General features: G+C 57.7%; 31 protein-coding genes. 20 read left to right on the plus strand and 11 right to left on the minus strand.

The genetic code is table 11. The annotated features are described in order from the left end of the window. Positions 1 to 26: 26 nt before the first annotated feature. Positions 27 to 491, plus strand: a complete 465-nt coding sequence (gene mntA / locus P186_RS14340) for a type VII toxin-antitoxin system MntA family adenylyltransferase antitoxin (RefSeq protein ID WP_014288999.1) — start codon at positions 27 to 29, stop codon at positions 489 to 491. A gap of 191 nt (positions 492 to 682) precedes the next feature. Here the strand turns inward: mntA and P186_RS08260 are convergent, their stop codons facing one another. Further along, on the minus strand, positions 683 to 1,057 hold the full coding sequence (locus P186_RS08260; protein WP_014289000.1) for a nucleotidyltransferase domain-containing protein: 375 nt from the start codon (positions 1,055 to 1,057) through the stop codon (positions 683 to 685). Then, a complete protein-coding gene (locus tag P186_RS08265; RefSeq protein ID WP_014289001.1) occupies positions 1,027 to 1,440 on the minus strand; it encodes a HEPN domain-containing protein in 414 nt (137 codons plus the stop codon). Before P186_RS08265 ends, P186_RS08260 begins: the two co-directional genes overlap by 31 nt. 125 nt (positions 1,441 to 1,565) lie before the next feature. On the opposite strand from P186_RS08265, the gene P186_RS08270 reads away from it, so the two are divergent. The 12 genes from P186_RS08270 to P186_RS08320 all read left to right on the plus strand — a co-directional run bounded on the left by P186_RS08270 (position 1,566) and on the right by P186_RS08320 (position 12,207). Next, positions 1,566 to 2,075 (plus strand): DUF996 domain-containing protein, encoded by a 510-nt coding sequence (locus tag P186_RS08270; protein WP_014289002.1) that lies wholly within the window; start codon positions 1,566 to 1,568, stop codon positions 2,073 to 2,075. Further along, positions 2,072 to 2,590 carry a DUF6036 family nucleotidyltransferase gene (locus P186_RS08275; RefSeq protein ID WP_014289003.1) on the plus strand — a complete coding sequence of 173 codons (519 nt, stop codon included), beginning with the start codon at positions 2,072 to 2,074 and terminating at the stop codon, positions 2,588 to 2,590. Before P186_RS08270 ends, P186_RS08275 begins: the two co-directional genes overlap by 4 nt. Continuing rightward, entirely contained in the window at positions 2,574 to 3,026 is a 453-nt protein-coding gene (locus P186_RS08280) for a hypothetical protein (protein ID WP_014289004.1), read from the plus strand. Before P186_RS08275 ends, P186_RS08280 begins: the two co-directional genes overlap by 17 nt. A 462-nt stretch (positions 3,027 to 3,488) precedes the next feature. Further along, positions 3,489 to 4,574: a DUF1646 family protein gene (locus P186_RS08285; protein WP_014289005.1), complete on the plus strand. Its 1,086-nt coding sequence runs from the start codon at positions 3,489 to 3,491 to the stop codon at positions 4,572 to 4,574. A 29-nt stretch (positions 4,575 to 4,603) separates the two neighbouring features. Next, positions 4,604 to 5,074 (plus strand): PaREP1 family protein, encoded by a 471-nt coding sequence (locus P186_RS08290; RefSeq protein WP_014289006.1) that lies wholly within the window; start codon positions 4,604 to 4,606, stop codon positions 5,072 to 5,074. Between the two features lie 137 nt (positions 5,075 to 5,211). Next, positions 5,212 to 5,835, plus strand: a complete 624-nt coding sequence (locus tag P186_RS14625; RefSeq protein ID WP_338050668.1) for an MFS transporter — start codon at positions 5,212 to 5,214, stop codon at positions 5,833 to 5,835. Positions 5,836 to 5,874: 39 nt separating this feature from the next. Next, complete coding sequence (locus tag P186_RS14630) at positions 5,875 to 6,480, plus strand: MFS transporter (RefSeq protein WP_338050669.1); 606 nt, start codon at positions 5,875 to 5,877, stop codon at positions 6,478 to 6,480. 56 nt (positions 6,481 to 6,536) lie between these two features. Then, positions 6,537 to 8,036: an ABC transporter substrate-binding protein gene (locus P186_RS08300; protein WP_148682881.1), complete on the plus strand. Its 1,500-nt coding sequence runs from the start codon at positions 6,537 to 6,539 to the stop codon at positions 8,034 to 8,036. Next, positions 8,033 to 9,724, plus strand: coding sequence for an ABC transporter permease (locus P186_RS08305; protein WP_014289008.1), 1,692 nt, complete (start codon positions 8,033 to 8,035; stop codon positions 9,722 to 9,724). Before P186_RS08300 ends, P186_RS08305 begins: the two co-directional genes overlap by 4 nt. Before the next feature lie 3 nt (positions 9,725 to 9,727). Continuing rightward, positions 9,728 to 10,684: an ABC transporter ATP-binding protein gene (locus P186_RS08310; RefSeq protein WP_014289009.1), complete on the plus strand. Its 957-nt coding sequence runs from the start codon at positions 9,728 to 9,730 to the stop codon at positions 10,682 to 10,684. 2 nt (positions 10,685 to 10,686) lie between these two features. After that, complete coding sequence (locus tag P186_RS08315) at positions 10,687 to 11,439, plus strand: MBL fold metallo-hydrolase (RefSeq protein ID WP_014289010.1); 753 nt, start codon at positions 10,687 to 10,689, stop codon at positions 11,437 to 11,439. Positions 11,440 to 11,475: 36 nt separating this feature from the next. Beyond that, on the plus strand, positions 11,476 to 12,207 hold the full coding sequence (locus P186_RS08320) for a creatininase family protein (protein WP_014289011.1): 732 nt from the start codon (positions 11,476 to 11,478) through the stop codon (positions 12,205 to 12,207). A 471-nt stretch (positions 12,208 to 12,678) separates the two neighbouring features. Here the strand turns inward: P186_RS08320 and P186_RS08325 are convergent, their stop codons facing one another. The 3 genes from P186_RS08325 to P186_RS08335 all read right to left on the minus strand — a co-directional run bounded on the left by P186_RS08325 (position 12,679) and on the right by P186_RS08335 (position 16,461). Further along, entirely contained in the window at positions 12,679 to 15,066 is a 2,388-nt protein-coding gene (locus tag P186_RS08325; protein ID WP_014289013.1) for a heavy metal translocating P-type ATPase, read from the minus strand. A 231-nt stretch (positions 15,067 to 15,297) separates the two neighbouring features. After that, complete coding sequence (locus tag P186_RS08330; protein WP_148682883.1) at positions 15,298 to 15,729, minus strand: DUF411 domain-containing protein; 432 nt, start codon at positions 15,727 to 15,729, stop codon at positions 15,298 to 15,300. A 231-nt stretch (positions 15,730 to 15,960) separates the two neighbouring features. Continuing rightward, entirely contained in the window at positions 15,961 to 16,461 is a 501-nt protein-coding gene (locus P186_RS08335; protein ID WP_148682884.1) for a helix-turn-helix transcriptional regulator, read from the minus strand. Positions 16,462 to 16,565: 104 nt separating this feature from the next. Here P186_RS08335 and P186_RS08340 point away from each other — a divergent pair, with 104 nt between their 5' ends. Then, a complete protein-coding gene (locus P186_RS08340; RefSeq protein WP_014289017.1) occupies positions 16,566 to 17,246 on the plus strand; it encodes a PepSY domain-containing protein in 681 nt (226 codons plus the stop codon). Positions 17,247 to 17,275: 29 nt separating this feature from the next. Next, positions 17,276 to 17,452, plus strand: a complete 177-nt coding sequence (locus P186_RS08345; protein WP_014289018.1) for a YHS domain-containing protein — start codon at positions 17,276 to 17,278, stop codon at positions 17,450 to 17,452. A gap of 120 nt (positions 17,453 to 17,572) precedes the next feature. Here the strand turns inward: P186_RS08345 and P186_RS08350 are convergent, their stop codons facing one another. Continuing rightward, positions 17,573 to 17,989 carry a PaREP1 family protein gene (locus tag P186_RS08350; protein ID WP_014289019.1) on the minus strand — a complete coding sequence of 139 codons (417 nt, stop codon included), beginning with the start codon at positions 17,987 to 17,989 and terminating at the stop codon, positions 17,573 to 17,575. 292 nt (positions 17,990 to 18,281) lie between these two features. On the opposite strand from P186_RS08350, the gene P186_RS08355 reads away from it, so the two are divergent. The 3 genes from P186_RS08355 to dpdh all read left to right on the plus strand — a co-directional run bounded on the left by P186_RS08355 (position 18,282) and on the right by dpdh (position 20,167). Further along, on the plus strand, positions 18,282 to 18,719 hold the full coding sequence (locus tag P186_RS08355) for a NifB/NifX family molybdenum-iron cluster-binding protein (protein WP_148682885.1): 438 nt from the start codon (positions 18,282 to 18,284) through the stop codon (positions 18,717 to 18,719). Between the two features lies 1 nt (position 18,720). After that, entirely contained in the window at positions 18,721 to 18,891 is a 171-nt protein-coding gene (locus P186_RS08360) for a CDGSH iron-sulfur domain-containing protein (RefSeq protein WP_014289021.1), read from the plus strand. Between the two features lie 184 nt (positions 18,892 to 19,075). After that, positions 19,076 to 20,167, plus strand: coding sequence for a D-proline dehydrogenase (gene dpdh, locus P186_RS08365; RefSeq protein WP_014289022.1), 1,092 nt, complete (start codon positions 19,076 to 19,078; stop codon positions 20,165 to 20,167). Here dpdh and P186_RS08370 read toward each other — a convergent pair. From P186_RS08370 to P186_RS08385, 4 genes are all read right to left on the minus strand, one after another. Continuing rightward, positions 20,160 to 20,480, minus strand: coding sequence for a hypothetical protein (locus P186_RS08370; RefSeq protein ID WP_237179378.1), 321 nt, complete (start codon positions 20,478 to 20,480; stop codon positions 20,160 to 20,162). The two genes, dpdh and P186_RS08370, sit on opposite strands and share 8 nt — an antisense overlap. Further along, complete coding sequence (locus tag P186_RS08375) at positions 20,450 to 20,716, minus strand: hypothetical protein (RefSeq protein ID WP_014289024.1); 267 nt, start codon at positions 20,714 to 20,716, stop codon at positions 20,450 to 20,452. Before P186_RS08375 ends, P186_RS08370 begins: the two co-directional genes overlap by 31 nt. Further along, positions 20,683 to 20,916, minus strand: a complete 234-nt coding sequence (locus P186_RS08380) for a sulfurtransferase TusA family protein (RefSeq protein ID WP_014289025.1) — start codon at positions 20,914 to 20,916, stop codon at positions 20,683 to 20,685. Before P186_RS08380 ends, P186_RS08375 begins: the two co-directional genes overlap by 34 nt. 69 nt (positions 20,917 to 20,985) lie before the next feature. Next, positions 20,986 to 21,423, minus strand: a complete 438-nt coding sequence (locus tag P186_RS08385; protein ID WP_014289026.1) for a DsrE/DsrF/DrsH-like family protein — start codon at positions 21,421 to 21,423, stop codon at positions 20,986 to 20,988. Positions 21,424 to 21,510: 87 nt separating this feature from the next. On the opposite strand from P186_RS08385, the gene P186_RS08390 reads away from it, so the two are divergent. Then, the gene (locus P186_RS08390; RefSeq protein WP_257719882.1) at positions 21,511 to 21,777 is read left to right on the plus strand and encodes a 4a-hydroxytetrahydrobiopterin dehydratase; all 267 of its coding nucleotides are present in this window, start codon (positions 21,511 to 21,513) and stop codon (positions 21,775 to 21,777) included. A 284-nt stretch (positions 21,778 to 22,061) separates the two neighbouring features. Here P186_RS08390 and P186_RS08395 read toward each other — a convergent pair whose 3' ends face one another. Beyond that, positions 22,062 to 24,065: a thioredoxin domain-containing protein gene (locus P186_RS08395; protein ID WP_148682886.1), complete on the minus strand. Its 2,004-nt coding sequence runs from the start codon at positions 24,063 to 24,065 to the stop codon at positions 22,062 to 22,064. Between the two features lie 58 nt (positions 24,066 to 24,123). On the opposite strand from P186_RS08395, the gene merA reads away from it, so the two are divergent. Beyond that, entirely contained in the window at positions 24,124 to 25,533 is a 1,410-nt protein-coding gene (merA, locus tag P186_RS08400) for a mercury(II) reductase (protein ID WP_014289029.1), read from the plus strand. Positions 25,534 to 25,573: the final 40 nt, after the last annotated feature.

Consider the following 25,573-nt stretch of genomic DNA (forward strand, 5'->3'; position numbering starts at 1 on the left):
GCGTAACACATTGGCCCAATGCCTATATGGAGGTAGAGGCCCGTGAGCTGTGGGAAATGAGGAGGAGGGCGCTGGAGGAGCTCCCGCGATTCCTCACCGCCCTCACGTCGTTTATAAAGGATCGGGGGATCGATCCCGTGGTGGAGTGGGGATCCGCAGCCGAGGTGTTTAGGAGGTTTGGGGTTAAGTTCGCCTACCTCTTCGGCTCCCGGGCAAGGGGGCTGGGGCTGGAGGACAGCGACTGGGACGTCGCCGTCTACTTCGGCAGAGAGATCACCGTCGTCGACGAGGCGGAGCTCGCGGCGGAGCTGTCGAGGGTTCTGGGGGTTGAGGTTGACGTAGTTGCGCTGGACGCGGCGGGGCTGGACTTGATCTACACAGTGCTTAGAGACGGCGTGGTTATCTACTCGGCAGACGAAGCTCTCCGGAGGCGGTGGGAGATCGAGTCGTATCTAGAGTATCTAGACTACGCCGCGAGCTACCTTGACTGATTACGCTTAGGCCACGCTTTAGGAAAGCGTTTGCCATTCATACAGATTTTTGGCGACACGGTCACTGTGTCATATGGCGTATGCCGCGGGTGATACACTCAGCGCAAGACGGCGCGCCGCAGTAAAGAGGAGATCCGCTGTGGTTTGAACATACCGATCGTGTAGAGGTTGAAATTTGCTCCGTTCAGCATCTAGAGGCGCTTTTGGACGGCGCAGTGTTTTGCTGTGGATATGAGTTGCTGGGCTACCCCGAGGTCGTCTTTAATAACTATTCCCAGCGCAATATCGAGGGCTAGGGGGTAGCACTTCTCGACGACTTTACGCGCCTCCTTTAGGTTTAGCGCTATTACCTCTACACCGGGCGGCGTCTTTAGCCCGGCTAGCCTCCGGTGGGGAGGCTCGGAGAAGCGTCCAACTACTAGGACATCTATGTCGCTGTCCTCTCTGTAGTCTCCTCTGGCGTACGAGCCCACGAGGAGTACTGTGCCCTCAACCGACGCGGCAACCCGCTCAGCCGCCTCCCATGCCCGCCTCCTCAACTCCTCTCTCCACTTAAAGATCTCCATACTTCCTTCACGAATTTGATGACCTCCTCGGCGGCTTTGATGGTTGCCCAACGCGTCTCTGCGGGAGAGTACTCAAATGGCGACCCCTCGCTCCAGGCATCCACGTACCTCGTTGGTATGTAGAACTTGTCAAGGAGTCTGCACAGCTCCACCATGTCCTCACCCACCGGCACCAGCCGGCTGACCCCGGCGATTAGGTGGGTGAGGGAATGCCCCCTGGCGGGCATCCCTACGCCGTACAGCAGGGCCTTGAGTGCGAACTCGGCGGCTTGGTGCGCCTTGAAGCAAGCCCAGTTGAAGTCGCCCCGCTCGGCGTCGCCCACGGCAGAGGACAAGGTCCTCTCCGCCATGGCTATCCATCTGGTAAACTCCCTGGCATCCACAAACTGCAGAGGCCGGGTTAATATATAGTTGATCGCGGCTCATCTCTAACGCTGTTGGGTAGAGCCCAGTGGTGACGCCGGCTTTCCACGGCGCATATTTTTAAACTTCGTAGACGTGCTTTGCTATGGATCCCGATCTCGCTAAGGTGTTAGGGGGGCTTGGGGCATTCGTCGCGGCGGCGGGGTTCTTCGCCGGGTGGCCCGCGGTGATCGTAGGCACGGTGCTGTTATACATCGGGCTATCCGAGCTACGGGCGGGCGGGGCGGATCTATCCAAGTGGCTTGTATATGCGATCTTAGCCGCCGTCGCATTTGGGATCGCCCACATGGCGCTGGGCTTCTCGCTTGAGCGCTTCTACCGCCTTTGGTCTCTCCCCGTAGCTGGCTTCGCTCTGGCGGTTGGCGTTGCGGCGTGGGTAGCCGGGTGGGTTCTGCAAGTGGCTTCGGCCTACCGCCTCCGCCCGGTGCTCAAGGCGCTTGAGGGCTCAACCGGCGAGAGGCTGTTCTCAGTGGCCAATACCCTGTACTGGTGGGGCTCCTTTCTCGCCGTGATCGCCGTGGGGCTCATCCTGGTCTTCGTGGCTTATCTGCTAGTGGGCGCGGGGTTGCTCGTGGCGAAGTTCCAGCCTAGATGACTGAGCTGAAGCTGCCGCCCAGCGTCAGGAGGGTTGTGGAGATATGCCGCTCTTTGGGGTTTAAGGTATTTCTAATTGGGGCCCGGGCTCTGGAGTTCTACGGCGTGGTGCGGCACACGGCCGACTGGTACTTGGCTGTGGACCAGCCGTTTACTGTGGAGGTGAGGGATAGGCTCACTGAAGCGTTGAGGGGGGCTGGCTTCGCTGTGCAGTGGAGGAAGTGGGGATTATATGTCGACGCGGCGGGCGTCCACGTAGACATAAACTACGCGCCCCTTATCCTAGACAGCGAGTTTATATCTAGGTGTAGAGAGGCAGAAGGCGTCTTTATCCCATCTCCGGAGGATCTAGTTATCCTGAAGCTTGCAAGCGGCGAGCGTAAAGACGTAGAAGACTTGAAGAAACTCCTCAGGTTACCCCTCGACTTGACTTACCTCAAAAAGAGGGCTCTCCAGGCAGGTCTGGATAGGGAGCTGTGGAAGATTTGGCGGAGGGTGCATGGTACTCGCCTTTAGAGAAGGGGGGTGTCTGCTCTTCGGAGCTGTGAGGCTGTCGGCTGAGGCAGTATATGTCTTGGAGGGCTGTGCCCTGGCTGGCTGGTCCGCCCTCGCCGCCTATTTAGGCACGGCGCTTCTCCTTCCATTTCACCCCCCGTATCTCCAGTTCGTATGCCCGTCGCTCGACACTGTTGTTGAGAGGGCTGTAAAAACCTCGCTACGTGTCTGGAGAGGGCGGGGCCACGTCTCCCTCGGCACCAGGCTGGGCAAGGAGGCGGAGGTACTTGGAGGATTCGTCACGGGCGAGCGATTCCGCTGTGGGTTGTATGTACAGCCGTGCGACGAGGCAGTTAGGCACATCGCCGCGCACGGCCCCGGCTCGAAGTATCTAAAGTTGCTACCGAGGTACGTGGAGGAGGGCTTGTGTCTACCAGGACAAGGACGTTCTGTATAGGTTATAGATTAACGCAAGGCGTCTGACACCTCCCCGTCCCTCGGCGGGGCGGCTCACGGACGCCCTCATCCCCCGCCCGTCTGGGTGGGGCTGTGGGGCTGGCCCGGGCAAGCAAGGCGGGCTTTGGTGCATGGGCCGGCCCGTTCAGCGTCCAGCTCGGATCTGGACACTCCCCTAGGGTCTTCTCGTCCACGGCGTTCGCGGCCTCGGTTCTAGCCTCTCCACCGCGTGTTAAAGACACTATCTGCCGCGAGGGTTCTTTAGTTGGCAATCATGGGATCGCGTCCACGATGACGACGTGGGCAGGCGATCCCTCTGCATTATGCGACTCCGTATACTAAGGGTTTACATTTCCCGTTTAGCTAGTGTGGCTACTTAATGTGTGTGTCTTGTTTGACAAGCCGTTAAACTAGTAGGCGCATTTGGAGTGAATTTTTAAAAAAGGGGCGCGTCAGCCCCTCTATGGCGTTGGAACAGCTCATCCTCCAGATAGTGTTCCTCATCGTGCTTGTGGTGCCGCCTCTTGTTTCGAAGAAGGTGGAGCATAACATTGAGCTGTTTTTTCTTGCCGTGGGTGCCGCCGGCGTGTCTCTGGCGGGTTTGTGGAGCTGGGAGCTTTTGAAAGAGGCGCTTCTCCACCCAGTAGCCGTCTACCAGCCGGGCTTGGGGTATCTGCCAATTGGCATTACTCAAGTCGTCCTCGCCGCGGGGCTTGTCTTCTACGCCTTCCGCAACAAGCTCGCCGCCTGGGCAGAGGCCTTAGCTAAGCCGGCGGTTATCGCGCTACTCATACTGCTCCTCGGGATGTCTAGTAGCGTCATCTCTGCCATCGTGGCGTCGGCGGTGTTGGCCGAGTTGCTGGGCTTCGCCAACGCGCCGCATATATACAAGGCCAGGGCGGCCGTCTACGGTGCCTTTGCAATTGGCGCGGGGGCCGCGTTGCTACCGCTTGGCGAGCCGCTGTCCACCATCGCCGTGGCTAAGCTGAAGCAGGGCTTCTTCTACCTAGTGGAGGTCCTCCTAGACGTAGTGGCTGTGGTGGTGGCGTTTTTCGCGCTGTACGCATATCTAACCCTCAAGAGGGTGGGGGCGGGCGGGATCGAGATTGAGCCCTACGAGCCTGAGCTGAGAGAGGTGCTCCTCAGAGCCGCGAGGGTTTTCATCTTCATATTCGCCCTCACCCTACTGGGGGAGTTCTTTAAGCCCATGGCCGAGGCCGTGGCGGGGCTCGGCAGAGAGGTGCTGTACGTATTCGGCACTCTGTCCGCCGTGGCGGACAACGCCACACTGGTGGCCGCGCTGGTCAGCCCCGACATGGCTGTGGAGACGCTCCGCAGCTTCCTGATTTCGCTCGTGTTGGCGGGGGGCTTCACTGTGCCGGGAAACGTGCCCAACATCGTACTGGCAAGCGTGTTGAAGATAGGCTTCAAGGAGTGGATAAAGCTGGCCCTCCCAATAGGCCTCGCCGTCTTCACCGCCGTCGGCATCTACGTCTTGTTTCTCGCGCCGCACCCACCATTTATACAACAGCCGCAACAGCCCTCTTAAGTTATTAAAATAGTGAGATATGTCAAGTTGTGGAGATTCCGCTTTTTCTTCTGGAAAAAGCGAGGAGACAAGGCCTTGATTTAGTAGACCTTATCTCAAAAGCGCTGTCTCTTGACCCAAATAGCCGCACGGCGGCACATCTAGAGCTAGCAGAGAGGTTCCTTAACGAGGGGAGAGAGCTTGTTGAAAAAGATCCTGTGCAGGCAAGCGAAAAGCTGTACAAGGCGGCTGTGGAGGCTGTAAAGGCGCTGGCTACTGCGCTGGGGCTCGGGGAGGCCGAGAGAGCGGGTGAGTACGGCCGCTGGACCGCCCAGTTGCTTTTCCAAGCAGTCGACTCGGCGTCTAGGGTGGTGGGCGAAGAGGTGAGGCTGTGGTGGCGGGTGGCTTGGGTTCTCCACGTAGAGGGGTTCCACGAGGCGAGGCTTAGTAGCCAGCAGGTTAGCCGCGATCTGCCATACATAGAGAAACTTGTTAATCTAGCTAAGCAGGTGAAGAAGTAGAGCCTCAGGTTTTATATGGAGGCCTCTTCTTGCCGCTGAGGTGAGGCCTCCTATACGCCTCTCTTAAGCTGAACTTAACAATATGTTACTTACTTCTATATATGGCAATACTTTAATTTTGTATACATCTGGTTCCTATGTCTCTAAGATTTGTAGTCACAGCCTCTACAATCGGCACGTTGATTGAATGGTATGATTTTTTTGCCTACGCCTCGATTTCCCCCTTCATCGCGGCTAAGTTTTTCCCGAAGGGGGACCCAGCCGCCGCCGTTATCCTCACTTGGCTGGTGTTCGCAACTGGGTTCGTCGTGAGGCCTCTCGGCGCCGCTGTTTTTGGACACCTCGGCGACCGCGTGGGGAGGAAAACCACGTTTCTCGCCACCCTCCTACTCATGGGCACCTCCACATTCCTCATAGGCCTCCTCCCGACCTACGACCAGGTGGGGATAATGGCCCCGATCCTCCTGGCGGCTCTACGTATGTTGCAGGGCGTTGCGCTTGGGGGCGAGTTCGGAGGCGCCGTGACCTACGTGCTGGAACACGCGCCGCAGGGCAGGCGGGCTTTCTACGCCGGCTTCCTCGCGGCGACGCCGCCGCTCGGCCTCGGCCTCTCCTCCCTCACCCTCGTGGCCACAGCCTTTACTCTGCCCAAGGCCGACTTCGAGGCGTGGGGCTGGAGGGTGCCGTTCCTAGTCTCCATAGTGCTTACCCTCTTCGGTCTCTGGCTTAGGTTGAGGCTCGCCGAGACCCCCCTATTCTAGAAGATCAAGGCAGAGGGCAATATCTCCAGGATACCCATCGTGGAGGCGTTTGCCAAGTACCCTCTCTACATGCTTGTGGGTATAGCCGTGGCGGCTGGCCACGCGGTTATCGCCTACACAGCCACCGGCTACATATTCCCCTACTTAACCAACGCCCTTAAGTGGAGCCCTGTGGATGCAAATATGGCAGTGGGCGCCGCCTCTATTGCCCATCTGCCTTTCTACATACTAAACGCCTACATGGCGGATAGGGTGGGGAGGAGGCGGATATACATGGCGGGGCTCGTCATGGGGCTCGCCGTGTTCTACCCAATCTACTACGCCCTGGCGGGCATAAGAAGCGTGGCGCTGGCCTCCCTCTTGATATTTGTCCTTATCCTCACCACCGCATTCACCTTCAGCGTCTTGGGGACAACCCTGGCTGAGCTCTTCCCGACGAGGGTGCGCTACACCGGCATGTCGCTGGCGTTTAACATAGGTATTGGCCTATTCGGCGGCTTCACCCCCTCAATCGTCCAGACCCTCGGCGTCGTGTTTAACAACCCGCTGGCCGGGGTCCTGCTGTACACCTACGCCGTAGTGGCGGTGGCGTTGGTAGTGGCGCTTAAGTGGCTACCTGAAACCGCCCAGCGCCAGCTCGCCTAGCGAATCCCCAGCCGTTGCTATGGACAACTGATATATAGATATCTTTATTTTGGGGCATGTCTCGAACAACTGCAATTATAGTGGGGGTTGTTGCCTTGTTAATAATCGCATTGGCTTTGTTGACGCTTACACAGACCCCGCAACAGAGGCCCACGGCCACCCAGAGCCCCACTGCCTCCCCCACTTCGCCTACGTCCGCCACAACATCGCCTCAGATAACCGGATCTCTCACCGTGCTGGTGCCCACGGGGGATCCCACGCTGATGCCCTACGTAAAGCTTGTGGCAAGTGAGTTCATGAAGAGGTACCCGGGCGTGACGATAACTATTCAGCCGGTGCCGTTTGGCCAGATGGTCCAAACCGCGCTCACGGCGTTGCAGAACAAGAATCCCGACCCGGCGGTCATCATATTCTATCCGTCGCAGGCCTCGACCCTCGGGCCCTACTTAATGGATCTCAAGCCGTATTTCGACAAGGGGCTGTTCACCATGTCTGAGCTCCCAATCGGCGCAATGACTGCTGTAATCGTGCTGTCAGGCGATGGAAAAATTACGAAGATCTTCGGCGTGCCGTTTCAAATGGTTTTCGGCTACGTCCTCGTCTACCGGAAGTCGATTTTCGAAAATCCAAATCTAAGGCAGGAGTTTAAGCAGAGATATGGATTTGACCTGGACCCGCTTACATGGTCTTCGTGGGATCAGCTAATAAAAGCCGCCGAATTCCTACAGGAAAAGAAGGTGGCTAAATATGCCCTTCTGTTCCCCGACGGGCTACAGCAGTCTATCTTCAATGGATTTATCGGTATCTTCTACACATACGCCCTCAGCGATCCGTGCGTCGGCATCCCCCAGCTAGAGGGTGCGGCGCCTACCCAGGGCTACTGGGCCTACTTCAGATCAACCCCGCAGGGCGTAAACATAACCGTGGGGTGCCCCTCCTTCCTACAGGCACTTGAGACATACAAGAAGCTGGTGCAGTTCCAGCCTCCGATTACAGTGCAGGCTATGGAGTACGACCAGTTGAGAGACCTCTTCCTCACAGGCGACTACGCTATGGTCGCCGCCTGGACCAGCTTCATACCTATATACAACAACGCCACCCTTTCAAAGGTGGCTGGTGACATCGCGATTGCGCCGCTCCCCGGCGGCAAATTCCCATACGCCACCGGCCTAGCCCCCACTTTCATAGGGATTAACCCATATGCTAAAGACCCCGACCTGGCGGCGAAATTCATATCGTTTTTAATGTCTCCCGAGATGTATAAACTCGGCGCGGAGAAGGTGGGCTTTGTTCCCTCTACCGTAACGGGACTGCAAGCCGCGGCTGAGGTGCCCTCCATGAGCTGGGTGAAGCCCTTCGTGCCGTTGCTCCAGGGCAAGATTCCGCAGTCTGAGCTACCGAGACTCACGCTGGTCAACAGAGTCACCAACTTCTTCACAGATCTCAGGCCGTACTTCATCAACGAGGTGGCTAAGTATCTAAGGGGGGAGCAAGACGCCGCAACCACGCAGATGAATATCTACAAGACCTGGCTCAGCATTATGAAAATTTCATGAGGGATAAACAACTCTTTTTTCTAGCCCTGCCCCCACTTCTCTATCTCTTTTCCCTCACCCTCTATCCAATCCTAAGCAACATTTTCCTCAGTTTTTTTGAGAGGACATACGAGGGGTCGCTGAGGTGGGTTGGTCTGGGCAACTATCTCTGGTTTGTTGAAAAAGATCCCTATGGACCTCTGATTCTTTGGAACACGGTATTCTACACAGTGGCGACGCCTGTTATAGCCGTCCTAATAGCCACGCCCGTGGCGCTCGCCATAAAGCGTCTAGGCGGTAGGTGGCTAATCCTGGTTATGCTCCCCGCCTTCATCCCGCCTGTGACCGCCGCCATGGCGTGGTACCTAATGCTAAACCCCCTTTACGGCCTTGGCTACTACTTAATGCAGAGCGGCTTAATCAAGATGAACCCCCTCTCCACTGTGTGGACTGTGGTTCTGATCGACGTCTGGCGCGCTTTCCCCACGGCGGTGTTGGTAATTTACTCCGGGCTGAGGTCAGTGCCGCAGACTGTAGACGAGGCCGCCATGGCCGACGGAGTGGTGGGAATTAGGAAATTCTTCGCCGTTGACCTCCCCCTGATCACCCCCCACATACTCACAGCCTTCGTCCTCACTGCCTTGACGGGGTTCTTCACCTTCGACCCCATATACATCGGCACGGCGCAGGTGGGGCCGAGGCTACTGGACAACTTGGCGTACTACAGCTTTGAGAAGTTTGCCTCTGGGGAGTTTGGATACGCAGCGATGCTAATCGTCTTGATGACCGCGGTGGGGACAGCCCTATCGCTGACTTACATGAAGGCCCTCACGGCGAGGACTTTCCTAAAGATGCCGGGCGTATACCGGCTACCCAACCGCGAGGCGCCGCCCGTGCTCCACGCCGCAGTCCTCGCCTCGGCGCTCTTCTTTGTCTTCACGCCGCTGATATGGCTATTTCTAGTGGCGGTGAAGCCTCCCAGCGAGATCATAAACGTGCCGCCCGCCATCCTCCCCTCCAGACTAGCCTTCGACAACTTTATCCAGGTATTCACCCACGGCCTTCCCTTCTTCTTAGTGAGTATCTACATAGCGGCTATAAACACGACGTTGACAATTTTCTTGGCTACATTAGCCGCCTACCCCATGCGCCTCCACGGGGTGGGTGGGGGCTACCTGGTGGCGTATATCCTCTACCTCATGACGACCCCCACGCTTCTATACATCGTCCCCCTCTACCTAGTGGTTAGGGAGCTACACGTCTATGACACTTTATTTGCGTTGGTCTTAACTTATCCGATAATGACGTTGCCCTACTCCATATGGATACTGTACAACTTCTACGCCAACTTCAATAGGCAGGTGGAGGAGGCGGCGCTGGCCGACGGCCTGAGCCGGGTGAAGGCTTTCGCCAAGGCGGTCCTGCCCCTGAGCAGAGGCGGCATGAGCGTGGCGGGGCTCTACGCTTTTCTATTCTCGTGGGGCGCTTTGGTGTTCCCCCTCGCCTTCACCTCGACGCCGTACAACCTCTCCAACCCGCTGTCCTTCTCCGGCGCCCAGACCTTTTCCATCTACATCGCCATGTTGATGAGCCCGGTAACTATGAGCTACGGAGAGGTGGCAGCCGCGGGTATTGTGAGCATCCTCCCACCGCTGATGTATCTCATTGCAGTTAGGAAAAATCTTGAAAAGGTGTGGGGCGCCAGGTAGGCCATGCTCTTGATAAAGGGCCTTAGAAAGAGCTTCAAGACTTTTACCCTCAGCATCGACGAGCTGACTATTCCAGACAACACCTACGTGGTGTTGCTAGGCCCGTCGGGTTCGGGTAAAACCACCTTGCTGAGGCTTATAGCGGGGCTTGAGAAGCCTGACGCCGGCTCTATATACATAGATGGGAGAGACGTGACGAGGCTCCCGGTGTGGAAGAGAGATATCGGCATTGTGTTTCAAAACTACGCCCTCTACCCACACCTAACTGTTTTCGACAACATAGCGATGCCGCTGAAAAATAAAAAGATGCCTATGGCAGAGGTTAAGAGGCGCGTGGTGAAGATGGCCGAGATTCTGGGCATCGCCGATCAGCTGGAGAAATACCCCCACCAGCTCTCCGGAGGACAGCAACAAAGGGTGGCCCTCGCCAGGGCCTTGGTGAAAGAGCCCAAAGTCCTACTCCTTGACGAGCCGCTTAGCAACATCGACGCGAGGCTGAGGCTCGAGGTGAGGGGGTTTTTGAAAGATCTCCAGAGGAGGCTCGGCACAACTGTGATACACGTCACACACGATCAGGAGGAGGCAATGGCGATTGGCGACCTGCTGGTGGTTATAAACAACGGGAGGGTGGAGGAGGTCGGCCCCCCGTCACAGCTCTACACAAGCCCCCGTAGTCTCTTTGTCTTCAACTTCCTTGGGCTGAGCAACGTGGTTCCAGCCAAGCTACTGGGGCTAGGCGGCGAGGAGCGCGTCGGCTTTAGGCCAGAGGACGTGGCGCTCGGCAACGGGCCATACGTGGGTAGGGTGGCTAGGGTTGAATATCTCGGCGCCTATAAAATAGTGGAGGTTGAATACGAAGGCCAATTTATCAAGGCAAGGGCCCCTCCTGATTTCAACATAGCCGAGGGCCAGGTGGTGAGGTTCGACGTTAAGAAAGATAAGGTGGTGAAATTTGCCTAGCTATGTACCTACACATATTGGGATCGGGCGCGGGCGGTAGCCCCGGCTCCAGGCGCTGGAGGTCGGCCAATCTGCTAGACACAGGCGAGGGCTTGGTGGTGATCGACTGCGGGGTTGGGTGCCACTACCGGCTGTCAGACAGGGGGCTCCTAGCCGAGGTGGACTACGTACTAGTGACGCACAGCCACATGGACCACTACTTAGGCCTGCCAGAGACGCTTTTCCAAGCCCACATCGAGGGGCGGAGGAAGCCCATCCACATATTCGCCCCTAGGGTTGTAGAAGAGGCGGCTAGGCTCGTCGCTGTAAATCTATTCAAGGCGCCCAGCTACCAGATCCATTTCCACAGATTGGCCCCGGGCACCGTTGTGAAGCAAAATACGCTGGTGGTTGAGGCCGGTGAGGCATGTCACCACACCGCGGAGGAGGCGTATGCGTTTAAGATATCTGCCCGCGGCCTGGACATACTATTCTCTGGAGACACGGGGCCTGGTTGCGAACCCGTTGAGAGGCTGGGCCAGGGGGTTGAGCTGGCGGTGCTAGAGGCCACATGCAACGAGGAGTATGGAGAAATCTGCAGGAGGTACGCTCACATGACCACCTTTGATGCTGTGAGGGAGGCCGAAGCCATGAAGGTACGCGAGGTGGTGCTGAGCCACATCGATGAAAAGTTCAATCCCACGGTGTATCAAGACGTGAAAAAGCTAAACCGCCACGTTTTAGTTGCCGAGGATAACATGGTTATCCACCTGTAGGGCGATACCTATAATAACACATACACCGCGCACATCATGAAGTGGCACGAACTCACCTGGCCCGAATTTGAGAGAGTGGACAAGACGGTGGCTGTGTTGCCGGTGGGCGTCGTTGAGGCCCACGGCCCGCACCTCCCCCTGGGCACCGACACCCTAATGGCAATCTACATAGCAGAAAAGGCAACTGAGCAGACGGGGGCGCTCCTAATGCCGCCGCTTTGGTACGGCTATACCTACGTATTAGACAAATTTCCAGGGACCATATCAATATCCCAGGAGACTCTCTACCGGCTGTTTCGAGAAATATTTACGGAGGTGGCGAGGAATGGGGTGAGGTACCTCGTTGTTGTAAACGGCCACGGCGGCAATGTAGACGCGTTGAGAGCCGCCGCCCGCGATGCGGCCAAGGCCTCTGACTTAACAATTGTCGTGGTGAATTGGTGGATTGATCTAGCAAAGGAGGCGAGAAGGAGGGTTTTAGAGACGCCGGAAGGCCACGCGGCTGAGGACGAGACTAGCGAAGTTTTGGCGGCCTACCCACACCTAGTAAAGGAGGTTCCCAGAGACGCTGACGAGTGGGTGGAGATGCGATACGCTGTATACGGAAAAGAGGTGAGCCGCGTGGTATATACAAAGGCGGTGCAGGGCTACCCCTCAAAAGCCTCGCGGGCAAAGGGGGAGGCCATACTGAGGGAGGCCGTGGAGGAGCTGGCCATGTTAATTAACGACTTGAAGAGAGGCAGGCTACCTATTGAGAAAAGGGGATAGGCGAGCATCCACCGTTCTTCACTGGTAGTACCACCAGTAGCTGGTGGTTTTACCAGCTCTCTTCAAGCTAGAGCCAAAGATGCCGCTTGACGAACTTCACAATTTCGAGGAGGGAACTGGGGAATTCGAGACAGGTGTACGAGACACGCCGCTTCGCAGATTAGCCTAGTCCACGTCAATCTCGGGGATCCGACTCATCGCTCACAGAAGAGCCGTGGCCAAGATTTAAAACTTACCAGGACAAGAGATCCTAAGGGCCGTGTCTCTAAAGCTGACGAGGCGAGTAGAAATTAAGAGGGCAGTAGAGGCCAAGGTAGGAGCCGAGTTTTACGATAAAAACTCCACGGTCCTTGTCCACCTTTCCGTTAGATGGGAACTCTAAAAAGCGGGGACACTACGCCACAGCTGACCCAACATTATGATAAGGCGGCTACGTCCTCCCAATCCTAGCGTCTCCGGGATCTTCTATTTTCACGCCCTCCTAAGCCGCAGGGCGTTTAGCGTGACGGATATGCTGCTGAGCGCCATGGCCAGCCCCGCCAGCTCGGGGCGGAGGTAGAGGGCGGGGTAGAAGAGGCCCGCCGCCACTGGTATAAGCGCGGCGTTGTATACAAAAGCCCAGAAGAGGTTAAACCGGGCGTTCCTCACAATCTTGCGGGACAGCTCTAGAAACTCCACCACCTTGGCCAAGTCCCCCTTCCTCACCACCACGTCGCCAGCCTCCTTCGCCACCTCTGTGCCGGTCGCCACCGCGATACCCACATCAGCCGTGGCTAGAGCCGGCGCGTCGTTAACACCATCCCCTATGAAGATAACCCCGCCCTCCTTCTTAAGCTCCTTCACCACCTCGGCCTTCTCCTCCGGGGTCTTGCCGCCGAAGTACCTCTTGACGCCCAGCCTCTCCGCCACCTTGGCCACAGCCGCCACGTGGTCCCCCGAGACAATAACGGGCTCCAGCCCCATCTCCCTCAGCCTCTGCAAGATCCTCCCCGCCTCAGGCCTCACCTCGTCCCCCACGACTAAGTAGCCTCTCACCACGCCGTCCACCACGACGTAAGCCACGGTGTAGCCCTCGGCTCTGTACGCCTCCGCTTCCCGGCGGATCTCCAGTGGCAACTCAGCCCCGAGCCCCTCCACCAGCTTCTCATTACCCACACCAACCACCGCGCCGTTCACCCGGGCGTACACCCCCTGGCCGGGGAATGTGTCGAACATATCAGGCTCAGCCACAGCAACCCCCCTCTCCGCGGCGAATTTAACCACGGCGGCCGCTATTGGATGCGCCGACTTAGCCTCGGCTGACGCCGCCAGCGACAGCGCCCACTCGTCGCCTACATACTTCACAACCCGGGGCGCCCCCACCGTCAAGGTGCCGGTCTTGTCAAAAGCCACGTATCTAGCCCCCAGAGCCCGCTCCACAGCCTCGACGTTCTTTACCAAGAGACCCCTCTCCGCCGCCCTGCCGATCCCCACCACCACCGCCAGAGGAGTCGCCAAGCCCAAGGCGCAGGGGCAGGCAACCACCAGCACAGCCACCGCGAACAGCAAGGCACGCCACACGGGGGCCCCCGCGAGGAGCCACCCCACGAAAGTAGCAGACGCCACAGCCATCACGACCCAGGTAAAGACCCCGGAGACTCTGTCCACAAAGTTCTGGATAGGCAACCTCGCGTTCTGCGCCTGCCTCACCAGCTTAACCACCTCCGCCAGGTAGGTGGCCTCGCCACTACGCGTAGCCCTCACCAGAAGCCGGCCTCTGACCAGCGTCGTCCCCGCCAGAACCAAGTCGCCCGGCCCCTTCTCCACCGGCAGAGGCTCCCCGGTGAAGGCAGACTCGTCCACCGCCCCCACGCCCTCGTCCACGTAGCCATCCACGGGGAGCCTCTCCCCCTCTCTCACCTCCACCACCTCCCCCGGCCTCACCTCCGCGGCGTCCACCTCCACCCAGCCTCCCCCCCGCCTCACCCTGGCCCTCGGCGGCTGGAGGCCGGCCAGCCGCCTAACCGCGTCTCCACTCCTCAACTTCATCAAACTCTCCAAGTACCTACCAGCGAGGACGAACGTAATCACAAGCGCCGAGGCTTCGAAAAAAGTCGGCCCACCGGCAAAGACGGCATACACGCTGTAGAGAAAGGCGCTGAGGGTGCCCAACGTGACAAGGGTGTCCATATTCGCCGTCCCGTTTCTAAAAGCCCTGGCGGCCCCCGAGATAAACCTCCATCCTGAGTAGAACTGCACCAGAGCCGCCAGAGCCATCTGCACCAGCGGCGGGACCAGCTCAACCCCCACCATCATGGGCACCAGTAACGCAGACGCCGCCGCCGCGGGCAAGAGCCTACGCCTCAAATCCGCCGCCTCCAGCTCAGCCACCCGCCTATCCACGTCTACCTCAACCCCGCCCCTCCTAACCTCCCTCACCCTGTACCCAGCCTCCTCAAGACGCTTCACAACAACGTCGGCGCCCACCTCCAGCGGGTTGTACTCAACATAGAGTACGCCAGTCGCCGGATTCGCCCTGGCGTAGAACACTCCCCAGCCCCCCGCCCGCCTCTCCACCGACTCCGCCTCCTCCGGCCGGAAATCCACCACGAAGTAAGCCGACTCCCTATACACGTCGTACCCAGCCCTCCTCACCGCCCTGAGAAGCTCGCCGTAGTCCAGAACCTCTGGATCCACCACCAGCCTCGCCTCGTTACTGGCGAGAGACGCCTCTGCCCACTTAACCCCACGGACAGACAAAAGCGCCTTCTGCACTGTCAGCGAACACGTGGCGCAGTGCATCCCCAAAATCTTCAACACAGTCTCACGGCCCTCCACCCTAAGCCCCACAGAAAGCCCTCTCGAAAACTCCATATCCATCTAAACCGACCCGCAGATATATACCTGATGCGAAACCACACAACCTCCCGGCCTCACCCCACCGACAAGAGGTGGGACAATCAACCCACCCCTCTCTCTAAAAACGCCCGGGGGCTTAACCACGCTCCCCGGCAGAGCCGCCGGTGTCTTGACACCCCTCCAGAGGCAGGTCTACGAATCTACGCGCCGTACGTTGCCGTTTTCGTACACTACGTAATACCCCGGCCCCTCCTACGTTTTGGAGTCCGTCTCTCTATGTGGTAAAGCCAAGCCTTTTACTCCGACGAAGCCGTCTTGTGCTAATTCAGCCACCGCCGAGACCGGGACATGGCCCTCTACATATCTGCCGTTTATAACAACTGTGTGACACGACTGCAAATCCACAGGTATCCCTAGACTCTTCTTAATTCCTATAAGCTCCTCTGGAGATACCACCCTTACCTCCACAGCTAGGATAGATCTCAATTTAGGCAGATATGTACCGCAACAGCCGCACGGCGGAGAATAGTAAAACACCGCCTTCACAGAACCTGTTTCTCTAGACACCGCACCGTTGAAGTAGAACTGCTTTAAAACAACCCCCAACGTAAGCGAAGCTACGGCAACCACCACCAGCACGAATAGACTCTTTACAACAGATTTCTGCCTCTTCTCTCTAGCCATGAGGTAATTGAAATACACACATATATGGAAAGTGTGAAACCTCCATTTTCAACAAGTTTCAGCTATGTGAAACCGCCTCCCGCGAGGCAATTCAGCAAATCAATAAAAGGACCCACCCAGTGGTGGCCCATGAGGAAAATAGGTATAGGCCTGATACTGACGGGGTTTTTACAGGCGCAGTGCCCCATGTGCGGCGGCTGGTGGGGGCCGGGCGTTGGTTGGTGGGGCTTCTTATGGATGCTTCTCGGCTTTGTGCTGTTTGTCCTGTTTATAGCGTTTATAATTCTTGCCGTGTTCTGGCTCTATAGACAGCTCTTCAAGGGGCCTCAGCCTCACTACTAGCCTACCTGCCTGCTTTTCTAAAACCACTAGGTTTTTTTCGGCAAGCCTCTGGGCGGCTCTCCAAGCCCTAAGTTTTCTAAGACCCAGCTCTCGAGCCACCTCCGCAAGCACTGCCTCACCCCCCTTTTCATATATCTTTATGTAAATTGACCTCTCCGGTTCCCGAAGTAGATTTGCAACAACTAGATAGTACCCCGCCGGCCGCGTCTCCACGGGCTTGAAGCCATGTATATAAAAATAGAGAGTCGCAACCGTGACGACTACAAGTAGGGCGAATATCGGCAACATGGGGGATGGAAATGGGCAGTGTGGACACATGAGATGGACATGTACATAGTCAAGTAGAAAAGCTAGAGCCACCGCGATGGCGAATAGATAAACCGCTTTCATAAAGGTAAACATCCGGAATATATTAAGACATTTCACTCCGCGCGTAACAGTTCCGCCTGTTTGTTTCACGGCAGGTATATACAATTCTAAATTTCTATGAGGTCATGGAAAACAAAAACTCAAACACCAAGATAGGAGTAATAATATTATTAGTAATTACGGCGGTTGCAGTGTCTATATTCATACAAGCCATGTGGATGAGCCAGCCGTGGGGTGGCGTCTTCGGCAATACTCCTTATACAAGTAGCGCCATGGGGCACCCAGGCGGTATGATGGGAGGTATGATGGGTCAGTGGGGTGTGTGGCGTGGGCCGGGCATAGGCTCGTGGGGAGGCGGGTGCCCCATGATGGGGTGGTGGGGGGTTGCCGGCGGCGTGGTTAACGATACAAACGTCGCGAGATACGTGGAGGAGAGGACTGGCTATGAGGTCCTCTCTGTTGAGAAATACAGCAATGGGTACTACGTAGTGGTGGGTCTCGGCGGCTCTCCCCAATACGAGCTGTTGGTATTCCCCAACAGCGTGGTTCACCCAGAACCCCAGTCAGTGATGTGGCGGGGGGCGCCGGTAAGGATAAGCGAGGAGCAGGCCAGGTCAATTGCGCAGAGCTGGCTGAGCCGATACTTCCCAGGCGCCGAGATTGAAGAAGTGTACACATTCCCAGGTTACTACACATACCACTTTAAGATTGGAGACGACATGCAGATGCTAAGCGTCAACGCCTACAGCGGCGCCGTTTGGTTCCACAGCTGGCATGGCAAATACCTAGGCGAAGTGGGACACTAAACCTTTATAATGCATATTTTTTCACACCTATGCACAAAGAAATTGACCCAGTCTGCGGGATGGAGGTAAACTCCTCCACCGCCAAGTACAAGACCCTCTACAAGGGGAAAGCCTACTACTTCTGCTCACCTGCCTGTAAAGAGGCGTTTGAAAAAAATCCAGAATACTACCTAAAACACGGCCCCCAGGGAATGCCACACCACTAAATCCGCCTCTCATCCGGCGCTCCCCGGGGCGTCGAAACTTCGATACACACCAAACACGGGACATTAGGCGACATGGACACCAAGCGACAAACAGCACCAGGCCGACACCACCTAAACTCTCTACGCAACTAACCTCCTGAGCATCTCCATAAGCCTAAGCGCGTCCTCTCTATGGGCGTCGAAATTAACTCTAGTCAGAAAGCTGTGATTTGAATGAAGTCTCTCACAGCATGCAAAGAGTCTGCCCAGAGGCTCCCTCAACTCTTCAGAAAGTCTCTCTATAATTTCGGCGTAGTCCCGGTGGCTGTAGTGTCTCCAACCTCTCTTTTCTGCAACTGCGTTGAGCAACGCCGCGACGGCCCCCCAATACTTCTCCCCACTCTGGGCCAAGTCGCCCTTTGCATAAAGCTCCTCGGCCTCCTTTAGGTACTTCTCATGTAACTCCAAGTAGATCTTAACCCTAACGTCAGGATCAAGCTGTCGCGTCAACGCATCGATCACCAACTCCTCTACGCTACTACCCCTCTCCTCGGCCATCTTTTTCAGCTATTTAAAAAGCACCTGGGGGATACTTATCGTAGCCTACATCGAGTATTCATTATATTCTTTAGTAGGAAACCCCCAGGTTGATCTCTCCCCGGGGACTTGCCGGTGCAAGCATCCGCGGCCCGCCTCCCGTGAATTCTGGAGAAGTGAAGGGAGAGTCCCCCCGCGGCGTGTCCAAGGGCTGGCTATCGGTAGGGTGCTACGTCTAGGGCTTCTATCGGCGGCCGTGATGCGGCGGTGTGTATCTAGATTTAATTTATATATACGAGTCGACAGTTGTATAATGAAAGTGGCAGTTGCATGCAACCAGGAAAACGTCGTGTTCCCGGGGCACTTCGCCCACGCCCCCAAATTCCGTATATACATGTACGAGGGCGGCCAACTAAAACTTCTTGAGGAGAGGACAAACCCCCTAGGCTCCGTGCCGGACTACGACGAGCACCACCACCATCACCACCACGAAATCGGCGTCATGAATACAGATTTCCAAGGCGAGGAGGCGCCTCCGGCCCACGGCCTCCCCAAGTATCAGTGGCTTAGAGACAAGGTGTTGCCGGATGTGGACGTGGTGATAGCCGCCGGCGCCTGCCAGACCAGCTACAGATTCTTCACTAGCTCCGGCGTGAAGATGCTGTTTACAGACCCGGTAGAGGTGTCCACACTCGAGGAGTACATAGCCAGCGACCCCGGCTCCTTCGAGGAGGCTCTAAGCCAGGCGTGACATGATTAGGATAATCGCAAGAGAAAACGGCCCTCTTCTAGTGGAGGTAGACGGCCAGGTACAGTACGCCCTCTGCCGTTGCGGGCACTCAGAGAAGAAGCCGTTTTGCTCAGGTGCGCACAAGGCTGTGGGCTTCAAAGCGCCAGAGGCTATTATAGAAGTAGCTAAGTAGGGCTGAACTTATGGAAATTGAGTTTTTACAAACATTATATTTACTAGTGCTTTAATAATCAAATATCATTTGTAGATTATATGACAGTCTTTTATTTTTATAGATTGAGGCTTGTTTCTACTTGTATATTTCTATTTTTCTTTTGTCTGTCTATAATTTTAAATCTACCGGCTTGTGTTTATGCATGATTGTGGTGGTTGGGGGAGGCGTGGTGGGGCTTTTCGCCGCCTACTATCTAAAACGCGAGGGCGTGGACGTAGCCCTCGTCGAGGCCCGCGACATCGCCCACTCCTCGCGGGCGGCCGCGGGTGTGCTGGAATTTACCAAGTTTGAACTCAATAGGATAAATGTGGGGGGGTACGCGAGCCGCTACTTGAAGATGATTAGGAGCGGCAAGGCGGCGCTACGCCGCATAGACCCTCTCTGGCTCTTGACTTATTTAAAGATGTACGGCAGGGATCCCGGCGCCGACGTGTGGGCATTTATGAGCGAGATGGCCCAGTTCTCCAAGAGGGAGTATTTCAGACTCGCCGAGGAGTCAAACGACTTCGAGCTGAGGGAGGAGCCCGTCTACGAGGTGGTTGACGAAGTGGAGAAGGAGGTCGACTCGCTGAGGCGGGATCCGCTTAGGCCGAGGTTTGAGGTGGGGGAGCTGGACGGGAGGCGGGTAATTGTGTATCTAGACGCCGTGGTGGTGTCAACGGACCTGCTCGCGGATAGACTGGTCAGGGAGCTGAGCGGGGTTAAGATAATTAAGAAACGTGCCGCCGAGCTGGAGGACAAACATTTGGTTCTGGAAGACGGCGAGAGGCTGGCCGTGGACGGCGTCGTGTTTGCCAGCGGGTGGTGGTGCCGCAGGATGGGCGTCCCGGTGGCGCCGCTGAAGGGATACGGCGTCAGAGCCGCCGCGGCCCAGAAGCCAGGCAAGACCATAGCCGACTTCGTGGGCGGGGTATTCGTAGTGCCTTTCTCCAGGTGGGTGAAAATCACGGGGAGGTTTGACGTGGATCCATATCCAGACCTGAAGTACCTAGACAAGGTGCTGGAGGCGGCGCGGCGCTGGGTCCCAAGCTTCGAGGTGTTCGACACGGCGGTGGGCTACAGGCCCTGCACCCCAGACGGGTTGCCGATCCTAGAGAGGCGGGGCGACGCGGTCATCGCCACCGGGACCTGCAGACTTGGCTGGACCTACGGCCCCGCAATGGGGAAGCTCGCCGCCGAGCTGGCGCTGGGCAGGAGGGGGGACACCCCCCTCACAACTAGGAGGTTTAGGTAAGCGAGGCGCAACGGTCCTTTATCAACTTGGCGAGGTTTTCAAGCCCCAGCTTGAGGGTGTAGAACACCAGCACGTAGACTCTGTGGCTGTCCCTCACCGAGAGGCACAAGCCGCCGCAGTACCTCTCCACCACGTCTTCGATCCTGCAGCCGCCGTGGGCTGGCGGTAGCTTGATCACGCCGCCCTCGGCGTATATCAGCGTCTTCAGGTTGCAGGTGCAGACAATTTCAAACACCACATCCTCTACACACCTTTTGGCGTCTCTGGTAAACACCTCAAGCATTATATCACCAGAACCGGCCTCCCACGGCACGCCTCTATAAAGCTAAGTGGCCCCGCGGTTTTAAAATCTGGAGGAACCTCCCACGGAGTGTAGGTACATATCCTCACCTCGCCGAGCGAGGCGGCTTTTTCGGCGAGTTTTCGACCACCCATAGCTAGAAATATATATCTCGGCTTAAATATTTCCAGTAGTTTAAGCGCCGCCTCGTCCGGGGTGATTACCAAGGCGCAGATTACCTCGTCCTCTTTATTAGAAACCTCATCCATCCCCCCTCCAGCTCCGTGTATTCAACCAGCTCGTTCTTTGTGAATTTACACCACACCGGTATGTCCTCCTTCGCACAAGGGTCGTTTGTAATAACCTCAAGGTAGCCCCCTACCGGCACGTCCGCGATAGCCTTCCTCAACTCTACAGGTCCCAGGCAGTGGGAGCCGCTTATTTTTATGCTCTTCTTTACAACCTCCACGGAGGCTCTGCAGATTGTTCTAAATAAGAGTTATTAACTAGGGGGCTTGGAATACAAGAAAAAGGGGGGTTAGATGAACAGCGTCACAGCGGCGTCCTTCGCCCTCTCTAGGAAGGTAGCTGCGCCGACTACGTCGTCGACAAAGTCGGCGAGTGCGGACTTGTCCTTTATGCCAAACATCTCCATTGTGGTGGAGCATGCATACACCTTCACATTCCCCATAGCCTTTGCCTGCCTCATCAGCTCGTGCCACGGTGGGAAGTTCATCTGCATTATTGCCTGCGCAACCGCCGGGGCGTATTCCGAGAAGTCGGCCGAGATCTTAGGCGGAGCGTTGAGGAGCTCCTTCCTAATGGCGTTGAGGCCCCAGAAGGTGAAGAACACCTCCACCTCCCAGCCCCCCGCCGCCGCCGCGCTTGACAATATGGCAACCGGATAAAGCTTATCGGCGGTGCCAGACCATGCAATTATAGCCAGCTTGTTCTTTTTCTCGATTTTCTCAGCCATAACCCCCCGTCCGTTTCTCGATTTTAAATATTATTAACAAGTGGCTGGCTTATCTAAATTCTCGAAAACAATATATGGAGAAGTCGCATCAAGTACATGAAGAGAGAGGAGTGCATCGTGTACAAGTTGAGATTCAAGACGTATATAGACGCGGTGAGGTTCCTGACACATCTAGCTGAGATCGCGGAGAGGCATGGGCACCACCCAGACGTGGAGCTGAAATATACAAACCTAGTCCTCAGGCTCACCACCCACGACGCCGGCAACAAAATAACCGACAGAGACCTCGCGCTAGCCAAGGAAATAGATAGACTAATCGAGGCACACAGAGACGCTATTTCCAGCGCCGAGTAGCGAGACGTCGAGGCGGCCAGCCGCCGCGGCTACGGCTAGACAAGTCTCTGACCGCATTGGGCCATTCACCACCCGACCGCGTAGTGGGGCCGGGCTAACCCATCCACGCCTCCGCCGACCCGCTCGGCGTATCCTAGCAACGACCGTTGCACATTTGGTGAATCCCCCGCCGCTCTCCACGTCTCTTTGCCGGATGCCAACACAGCGACCTAACTAGAAAGGGGGGTAAGCAACAACCTGGGGATCGGCCACGTCATAATTCAGTTCTATGTACGTAGATGCTCCTACGCTAGCTTGTAGGTGTTTTTCATAAATTCTGCCACCGCCTTCTCTAGCTCTGCCGCTGTTTTTATCGGCAGGCTACAGGCATTACCGGCGCATATATACGCCGCCGGCTTCGGGCCGCTGAGCATAGACCTAACCGCCGGATCCTTATAGGGCCAGTCCCCCTGTACTGGCACGACAACCATCCAGGGCCTGTAGATCGACAGCGCCGCCTTCCACATCTCCTCCGACTCCCCCACCACCACGACGCGGGGCACCCCCCAGCTGAGGAGACCGAGCGCCAGCCACAGCCCCGCGGCCGAGGGCCCCACCCTCTCCATCTTGCCGTACACCGCAGACACCGCCTTGTAAGCCGCCTCTGCGAAGTCCCGCCTCCCCACCACCTCTGACAGCGCCGCCAGCGCAATCGACGCCAGGGCGTTCCCCGAGAAGTTCGGCGTATCCAGCACAGGGTAGTGCGGCGTGGCCACAACCGGGTCAACCTCCTCCACGTCCCTAAAGCCGCCGGCGTCTAGGTACCTCGCGGCGAGGATCTCCCCCGCGGCCCGCGCCGCCTCGATAAACTCCAGCCTGGCGGTGTGGGAGAAGCCCTCTACCCACGCCAAGACGCAGTATGCGTAGTCCTCGACGGTGGGCCTCCCCACCGGCCTGCCCTCTCTAAAGCCGTGGGGAAACCCGCCGACGCGCGCCAGATGCCCGGCGAATAGCTCAAGCGTCTTAACGGCATGCCCCACGTCGCCGACCGAGGCGAGCCTGGCCGAGAGGAGTTCCGCGTAGGCCGCGGCGCAGCTCCACCCCACGTACACGGTGGTGTCTGTGTAGGGCGGCTTCCTGCGGCCCCTCGCCTCGGCTAGGCGGCGGTACACCTCCTCCACCTCGGGGCCCTCCATGGGCTCAGCCACGTACAGCGTCGCCTTGCCCTCAGGCCACGGCCGCGTCTCGAAGCCGAAGTGCCGAGCCGCCACTGGGTACAGCTCGCCCAAGACCTCCTTCACCTCGTTGAGGCCCCAGCGGTAGTAGCCGCCCTCCTCGCCTTCCACATCTGCGTCTTGGCTGGCGTAGTACCCACCGCCCGAGGCCCTCATGAAGACGTCCAGCCACTTCACTATGCCAGCCGCCGTCTTTCTATACAGCGGGTTTCCAAACTGTCTGTAAGCCTTGGCGTAGAGCGCCAGGAGCTCCGCGTTGTCGATCAGGAGCTTCTCGTAGTGCGGAATCAGCCAGTACCTATCCGTGGAGTATCTAAAGAAGCCCCCTAGGAGGTGGTCGTATATGCCGCCGCGGGCCATGGCCGTCAGCGTGGCCTCCGCCATCTTTCGGTAGACCCCCACCTCGTCGTAGAAATGCCTAAACAGTAGTAGCTCCAGCTGGGTGATAGGTGGGAACTTAGGCGCCCCGCCGAAGCCGCCGAACTCCTCGTCGAAGGACGACGCCAGCGCCGCCAGCACATCTAGCTGAGCCTCAGGCCTCGGCTCGCCTGGAGCGGGGGCGTGCCACCTGGCGAGTTCCCGCGTCAAGTCTCTGTGGAACTGCGAGATGTCTCCCCTCTTCTCCCTGTAGGCCTTCAACACCGCCTCCAGCACCTCCACCATGCCGGGTAGCCCCGTCTCTCTACGCGGGGGGAGGTAAGTGGCGGCCCATATCACCTCCCCCTCCGGGGTCATGAACACAGTCAGCGGCCACCCCGCCTGGCCCGAGATTAGTTGCGCCGCCTCCTGCAGTCGCCTATCCACGTCAGGCCTCTCATCCCGGTCCACCTTGATGGGGACGAAATGCTGGTTGATATATGCGGCCACCTCCTCGTCGTTGTACGTCTTCTCGTCCATCACGTGGCACCAGTGGCACCACACAGCACCAACGTCCACCAGCACCGGCTTCCCCTCCCTCCGCGCCGCCTCAAACGCCTCCCTACACCAGCCCCACCACCTAACCCTACTCCTCAAACCCTCCAGCACAAAGGGCGACTTGGACTCGGTGAGGCACCTAATCCTAGCCTCCTCCATGTACTGCCCGAATTGCCCAAATAAATGATAATTTATAAACCGCTTCACACACAACCACATGTCTAGATACGACGTGGTGGTCCTCGGCGGCGGTAGCGCCGGGGTTGCGGCGGCGGTGAAGGCGGCCCAGCTCGGGGCCAGCGTCGCCGTGGTCAACCAGGGGCCACTCGGGGGCACCTGTGTAAACGTGGGGTGCGTCCCCAGCAAATTCCTCATCAGAGCCGCCCAGCTGAAGAAAGAGGCGGAGAACCCCTTCTACAAGGGCTTCGAGGCTGTGGTGAAGGTCGACATCAAGGCGTTGCTGAGCCACATGAAGGATGTCGTCGGCAATCTCCGGAGGGAGAAGTACGACGAGGTTCTGCGCTACTACGACGTGGAGCTAATCGAGGGCCGGGGGGTATTGGCCGGCCCCCACGTGGTGAAGGTGGGGGAGGGGGTCGTGGAGGGCGATAAGATAATCGTGGCGACAGGCGCCAGGCCCCGCCTCCCAGACATTCCGGGGCTTAAAGAGGCTCTGGAGAGGGGACTCGCCTACACCAACGAGGAGTTTTTCAAGCTCGACAATATCCCATCGTCTGTGGTTTTCATCGGGGGTGGGGCCATAGCGGCCGAGCTGTCGCAGGCCTTGGCGAGGCTGGGGGTAGACGTCTCCGTTATCCACCGCGGCCGCCTGCTGAAGTACGAAGAGGAAGTTGCTTCCGAGTATCTTGAAGAGGTCTTGAGGGATGACGGGGTAAAGCTGATAAGAGGCGAGGCCTCCGCCGTGGAGGTCAGAGGCGGCGAGGTGGTGGTGAGGCACAGCGGCGGCGAGGTGAAGGCAGAGGCTGTTTTCGTTGCAACCGGCAGAGTCCCCAACGTGGAGCCGCTGGGAGGCTTGCTTAAACTCGCCCCCCACGGCGGGGTTGAGGTAAACGAGAGGATGGAGACCTCCCTCCCCGGGGTGTACGCCGCGGGGGACGTCACGGGGGGCCTAGGCGGTGTGCGCTTCCTGGAGAACGCCGCGGCGCGGCAGGGGGTGGTAGCGGCGGTCAACGCATTGGGCGGCAGGGCCGTGTTTAACCCGGCGGCGGTGCCGAGGGTGGTGTTTACAGACCCGGCGGTGGCCAGCGTGGGGCTGAGAGAGGAGGACATGTTGAAGAGCGGCGTCGGCTGTAGGTGCAGAGCGGCGCCTATAGACGCCGTGGCGGCTGGGTGGACCCGGGGCAAGACAAGGGGCTTCATAAAGATAAACACATATCCCGAGACGTGGAAAATCACGGCGAAGCGGGGAAGGATCGCAGGCGCCCTCGTGGTGGCCCCCGAGGCCGAGGAGCTGATTAATGTATTTGCGCTGGCGGTACAGATGGGGCTAACCGTAGACGACCTGGTGGAGTGGTTGCCAAGCTTCCCCTCGTACGGCGAAGCCGCGCGGCTAGCCGCCCTGGCCTTCTACACAGACCCGACAAAGCTGAGCTGTTGCGGGGGGTGAAAAAAAGGGGGTTTGGAGAATCCGCGGTCTCCAACCCCTT

It is taken from the genome of Pyrobaculum ferrireducens, from assembly GCF_000234805.1.
GTDB lineage: Archaea > Thermoproteota > Thermoprotei > Thermoproteales > Thermoproteaceae > Pyrobaculum > Pyrobaculum ferrireducens.

Excerpts from the sequence above, each read along its gene's own strand:
- mntA (WP_014288999.1), top strand. The coding sequence starts at position 27 with ATGGAGGTAGAGGCCCGTGAGCTGTGGGAAATGAGGAGGAGGGCGCTG.
- P186_RS08260 (WP_014289000.1), bottom strand. The coding sequence starts at position 1,057 with ATGGAGATCTTTAAGTGGAGAGAGGAGTTGAGGAGGCGGGCATGGGAG.
- P186_RS08270 (WP_014289002.1), top strand. The coding sequence starts at position 1,566 with ATGGATCCCGATCTCGCTAAGGTGTTAGGGGGGCTTGGGGCATTCGTC.
- P186_RS08275 (WP_014289003.1), top strand. The coding sequence starts at position 2,072 with ATGACTGAGCTGAAGCTGCCGCCCAGCGTCAGGAGGGTTGTGGAGATA.
- P186_RS08280 (WP_014289004.1), top strand. The coding sequence starts at position 2,574 with ATGGTACTCGCCTTTAGAGAAGGGGGGTGTCTGCTCTTCGGAGCTGTG.
- P186_RS08285 (WP_014289005.1), top strand. The coding sequence starts at position 3,489 with ATGGCGTTGGAACAGCTCATCCTCCAGATAGTGTTCCTCATCGTGCTT.
- P186_RS14625 (WP_338050668.1), top strand. The coding sequence starts at position 5,212 with ATGTCTCTAAGATTTGTAGTCACAGCCTCTACAATCGGCACGTTGATT.
- P186_RS08300 (WP_148682881.1), top strand. The coding sequence starts at position 6,537 with ATGTCTCGAACAACTGCAATTATAGTGGGGGTTGTTGCCTTGTTAATA.
- P186_RS08305 (WP_014289008.1), top strand. The coding sequence starts at position 8,033 with ATGAGGGATAAACAACTCTTTTTTCTAGCCCTGCCCCCACTTCTCTAT.
- P186_RS08310 (WP_014289009.1), top strand. The coding sequence starts at position 9,728 with ATGCTCTTGATAAAGGGCCTTAGAAAGAGCTTCAAGACTTTTACCCTC.
- P186_RS08315 (WP_014289010.1), top strand. The coding sequence starts at position 10,687 with ATGTACCTACACATATTGGGATCGGGCGCGGGCGGTAGCCCCGGCTCC.
- P186_RS08320 (WP_014289011.1), top strand. The coding sequence starts at position 11,476 with ATGAAGTGGCACGAACTCACCTGGCCCGAATTTGAGAGAGTGGACAAG.
- P186_RS08325 (WP_014289013.1), bottom strand. The coding sequence starts at position 15,066 with ATGGATATGGAGTTTTCGAGAGGGCTTTCTGTGGGGCTTAGGGTGGAG.
- P186_RS08330 (WP_148682883.1), bottom strand. The coding sequence starts at position 15,729 with ATGGCTAGAGAGAAGAGGCAGAAATCTGTTGTAAAGAGTCTATTCGTG.
- P186_RS08335 (WP_148682884.1), bottom strand. The coding sequence starts at position 16,461 with ATGAAAGCGGTTTATCTATTCGCCATCGCGGTGGCTCTAGCTTTTCTA.
- P186_RS08340 (WP_014289017.1), top strand. The coding sequence starts at position 16,566 with ATGGAAAACAAAAACTCAAACACCAAGATAGGAGTAATAATATTATTA.
- P186_RS08345 (WP_014289018.1), top strand. The coding sequence starts at position 17,276 with ATGCACAAAGAAATTGACCCAGTCTGCGGGATGGAGGTAAACTCCTCC.
- P186_RS08350 (WP_014289019.1), bottom strand. The coding sequence starts at position 17,989 with ATGGCCGAGGAGAGGGGTAGTAGCGTAGAGGAGTTGGTGATCGATGCG.
- P186_RS08355 (WP_148682885.1), top strand. The coding sequence starts at position 18,282 with ATGAAAGTGGCAGTTGCATGCAACCAGGAAAACGTCGTGTTCCCGGGG.
- P186_RS08360 (WP_014289021.1), top strand. The coding sequence starts at position 18,721 with ATGATTAGGATAATCGCAAGAGAAAACGGCCCTCTTCTAGTGGAGGTA.
- dpdh (WP_014289022.1), top strand. The coding sequence starts at position 19,076 with ATGATTGTGGTGGTTGGGGGAGGCGTGGTGGGGCTTTTCGCCGCCTAC.
- P186_RS08375 (WP_014289024.1), bottom strand. The coding sequence starts at position 20,716 with ATGGATGAGGTTTCTAATAAAGAGGACGAGGTAATCTGCGCCTTGGTA.
- P186_RS08385 (WP_014289026.1), bottom strand. The coding sequence starts at position 21,423 with ATGGCTGAGAAAATCGAGAAAAAGAACAAGCTGGCTATAATTGCATGG.
- P186_RS08395 (WP_148682886.1), bottom strand. The coding sequence starts at position 24,065 with ATGGAGGAGGCTAGGATTAGGTGCCTCACCGAGTCCAAGTCGCCCTTT.
- merA (WP_014289029.1), top strand. The coding sequence starts at position 24,124 with ATGTCTAGATACGACGTGGTGGTCCTCGGCGGCGGTAGCGCCGGGGTT.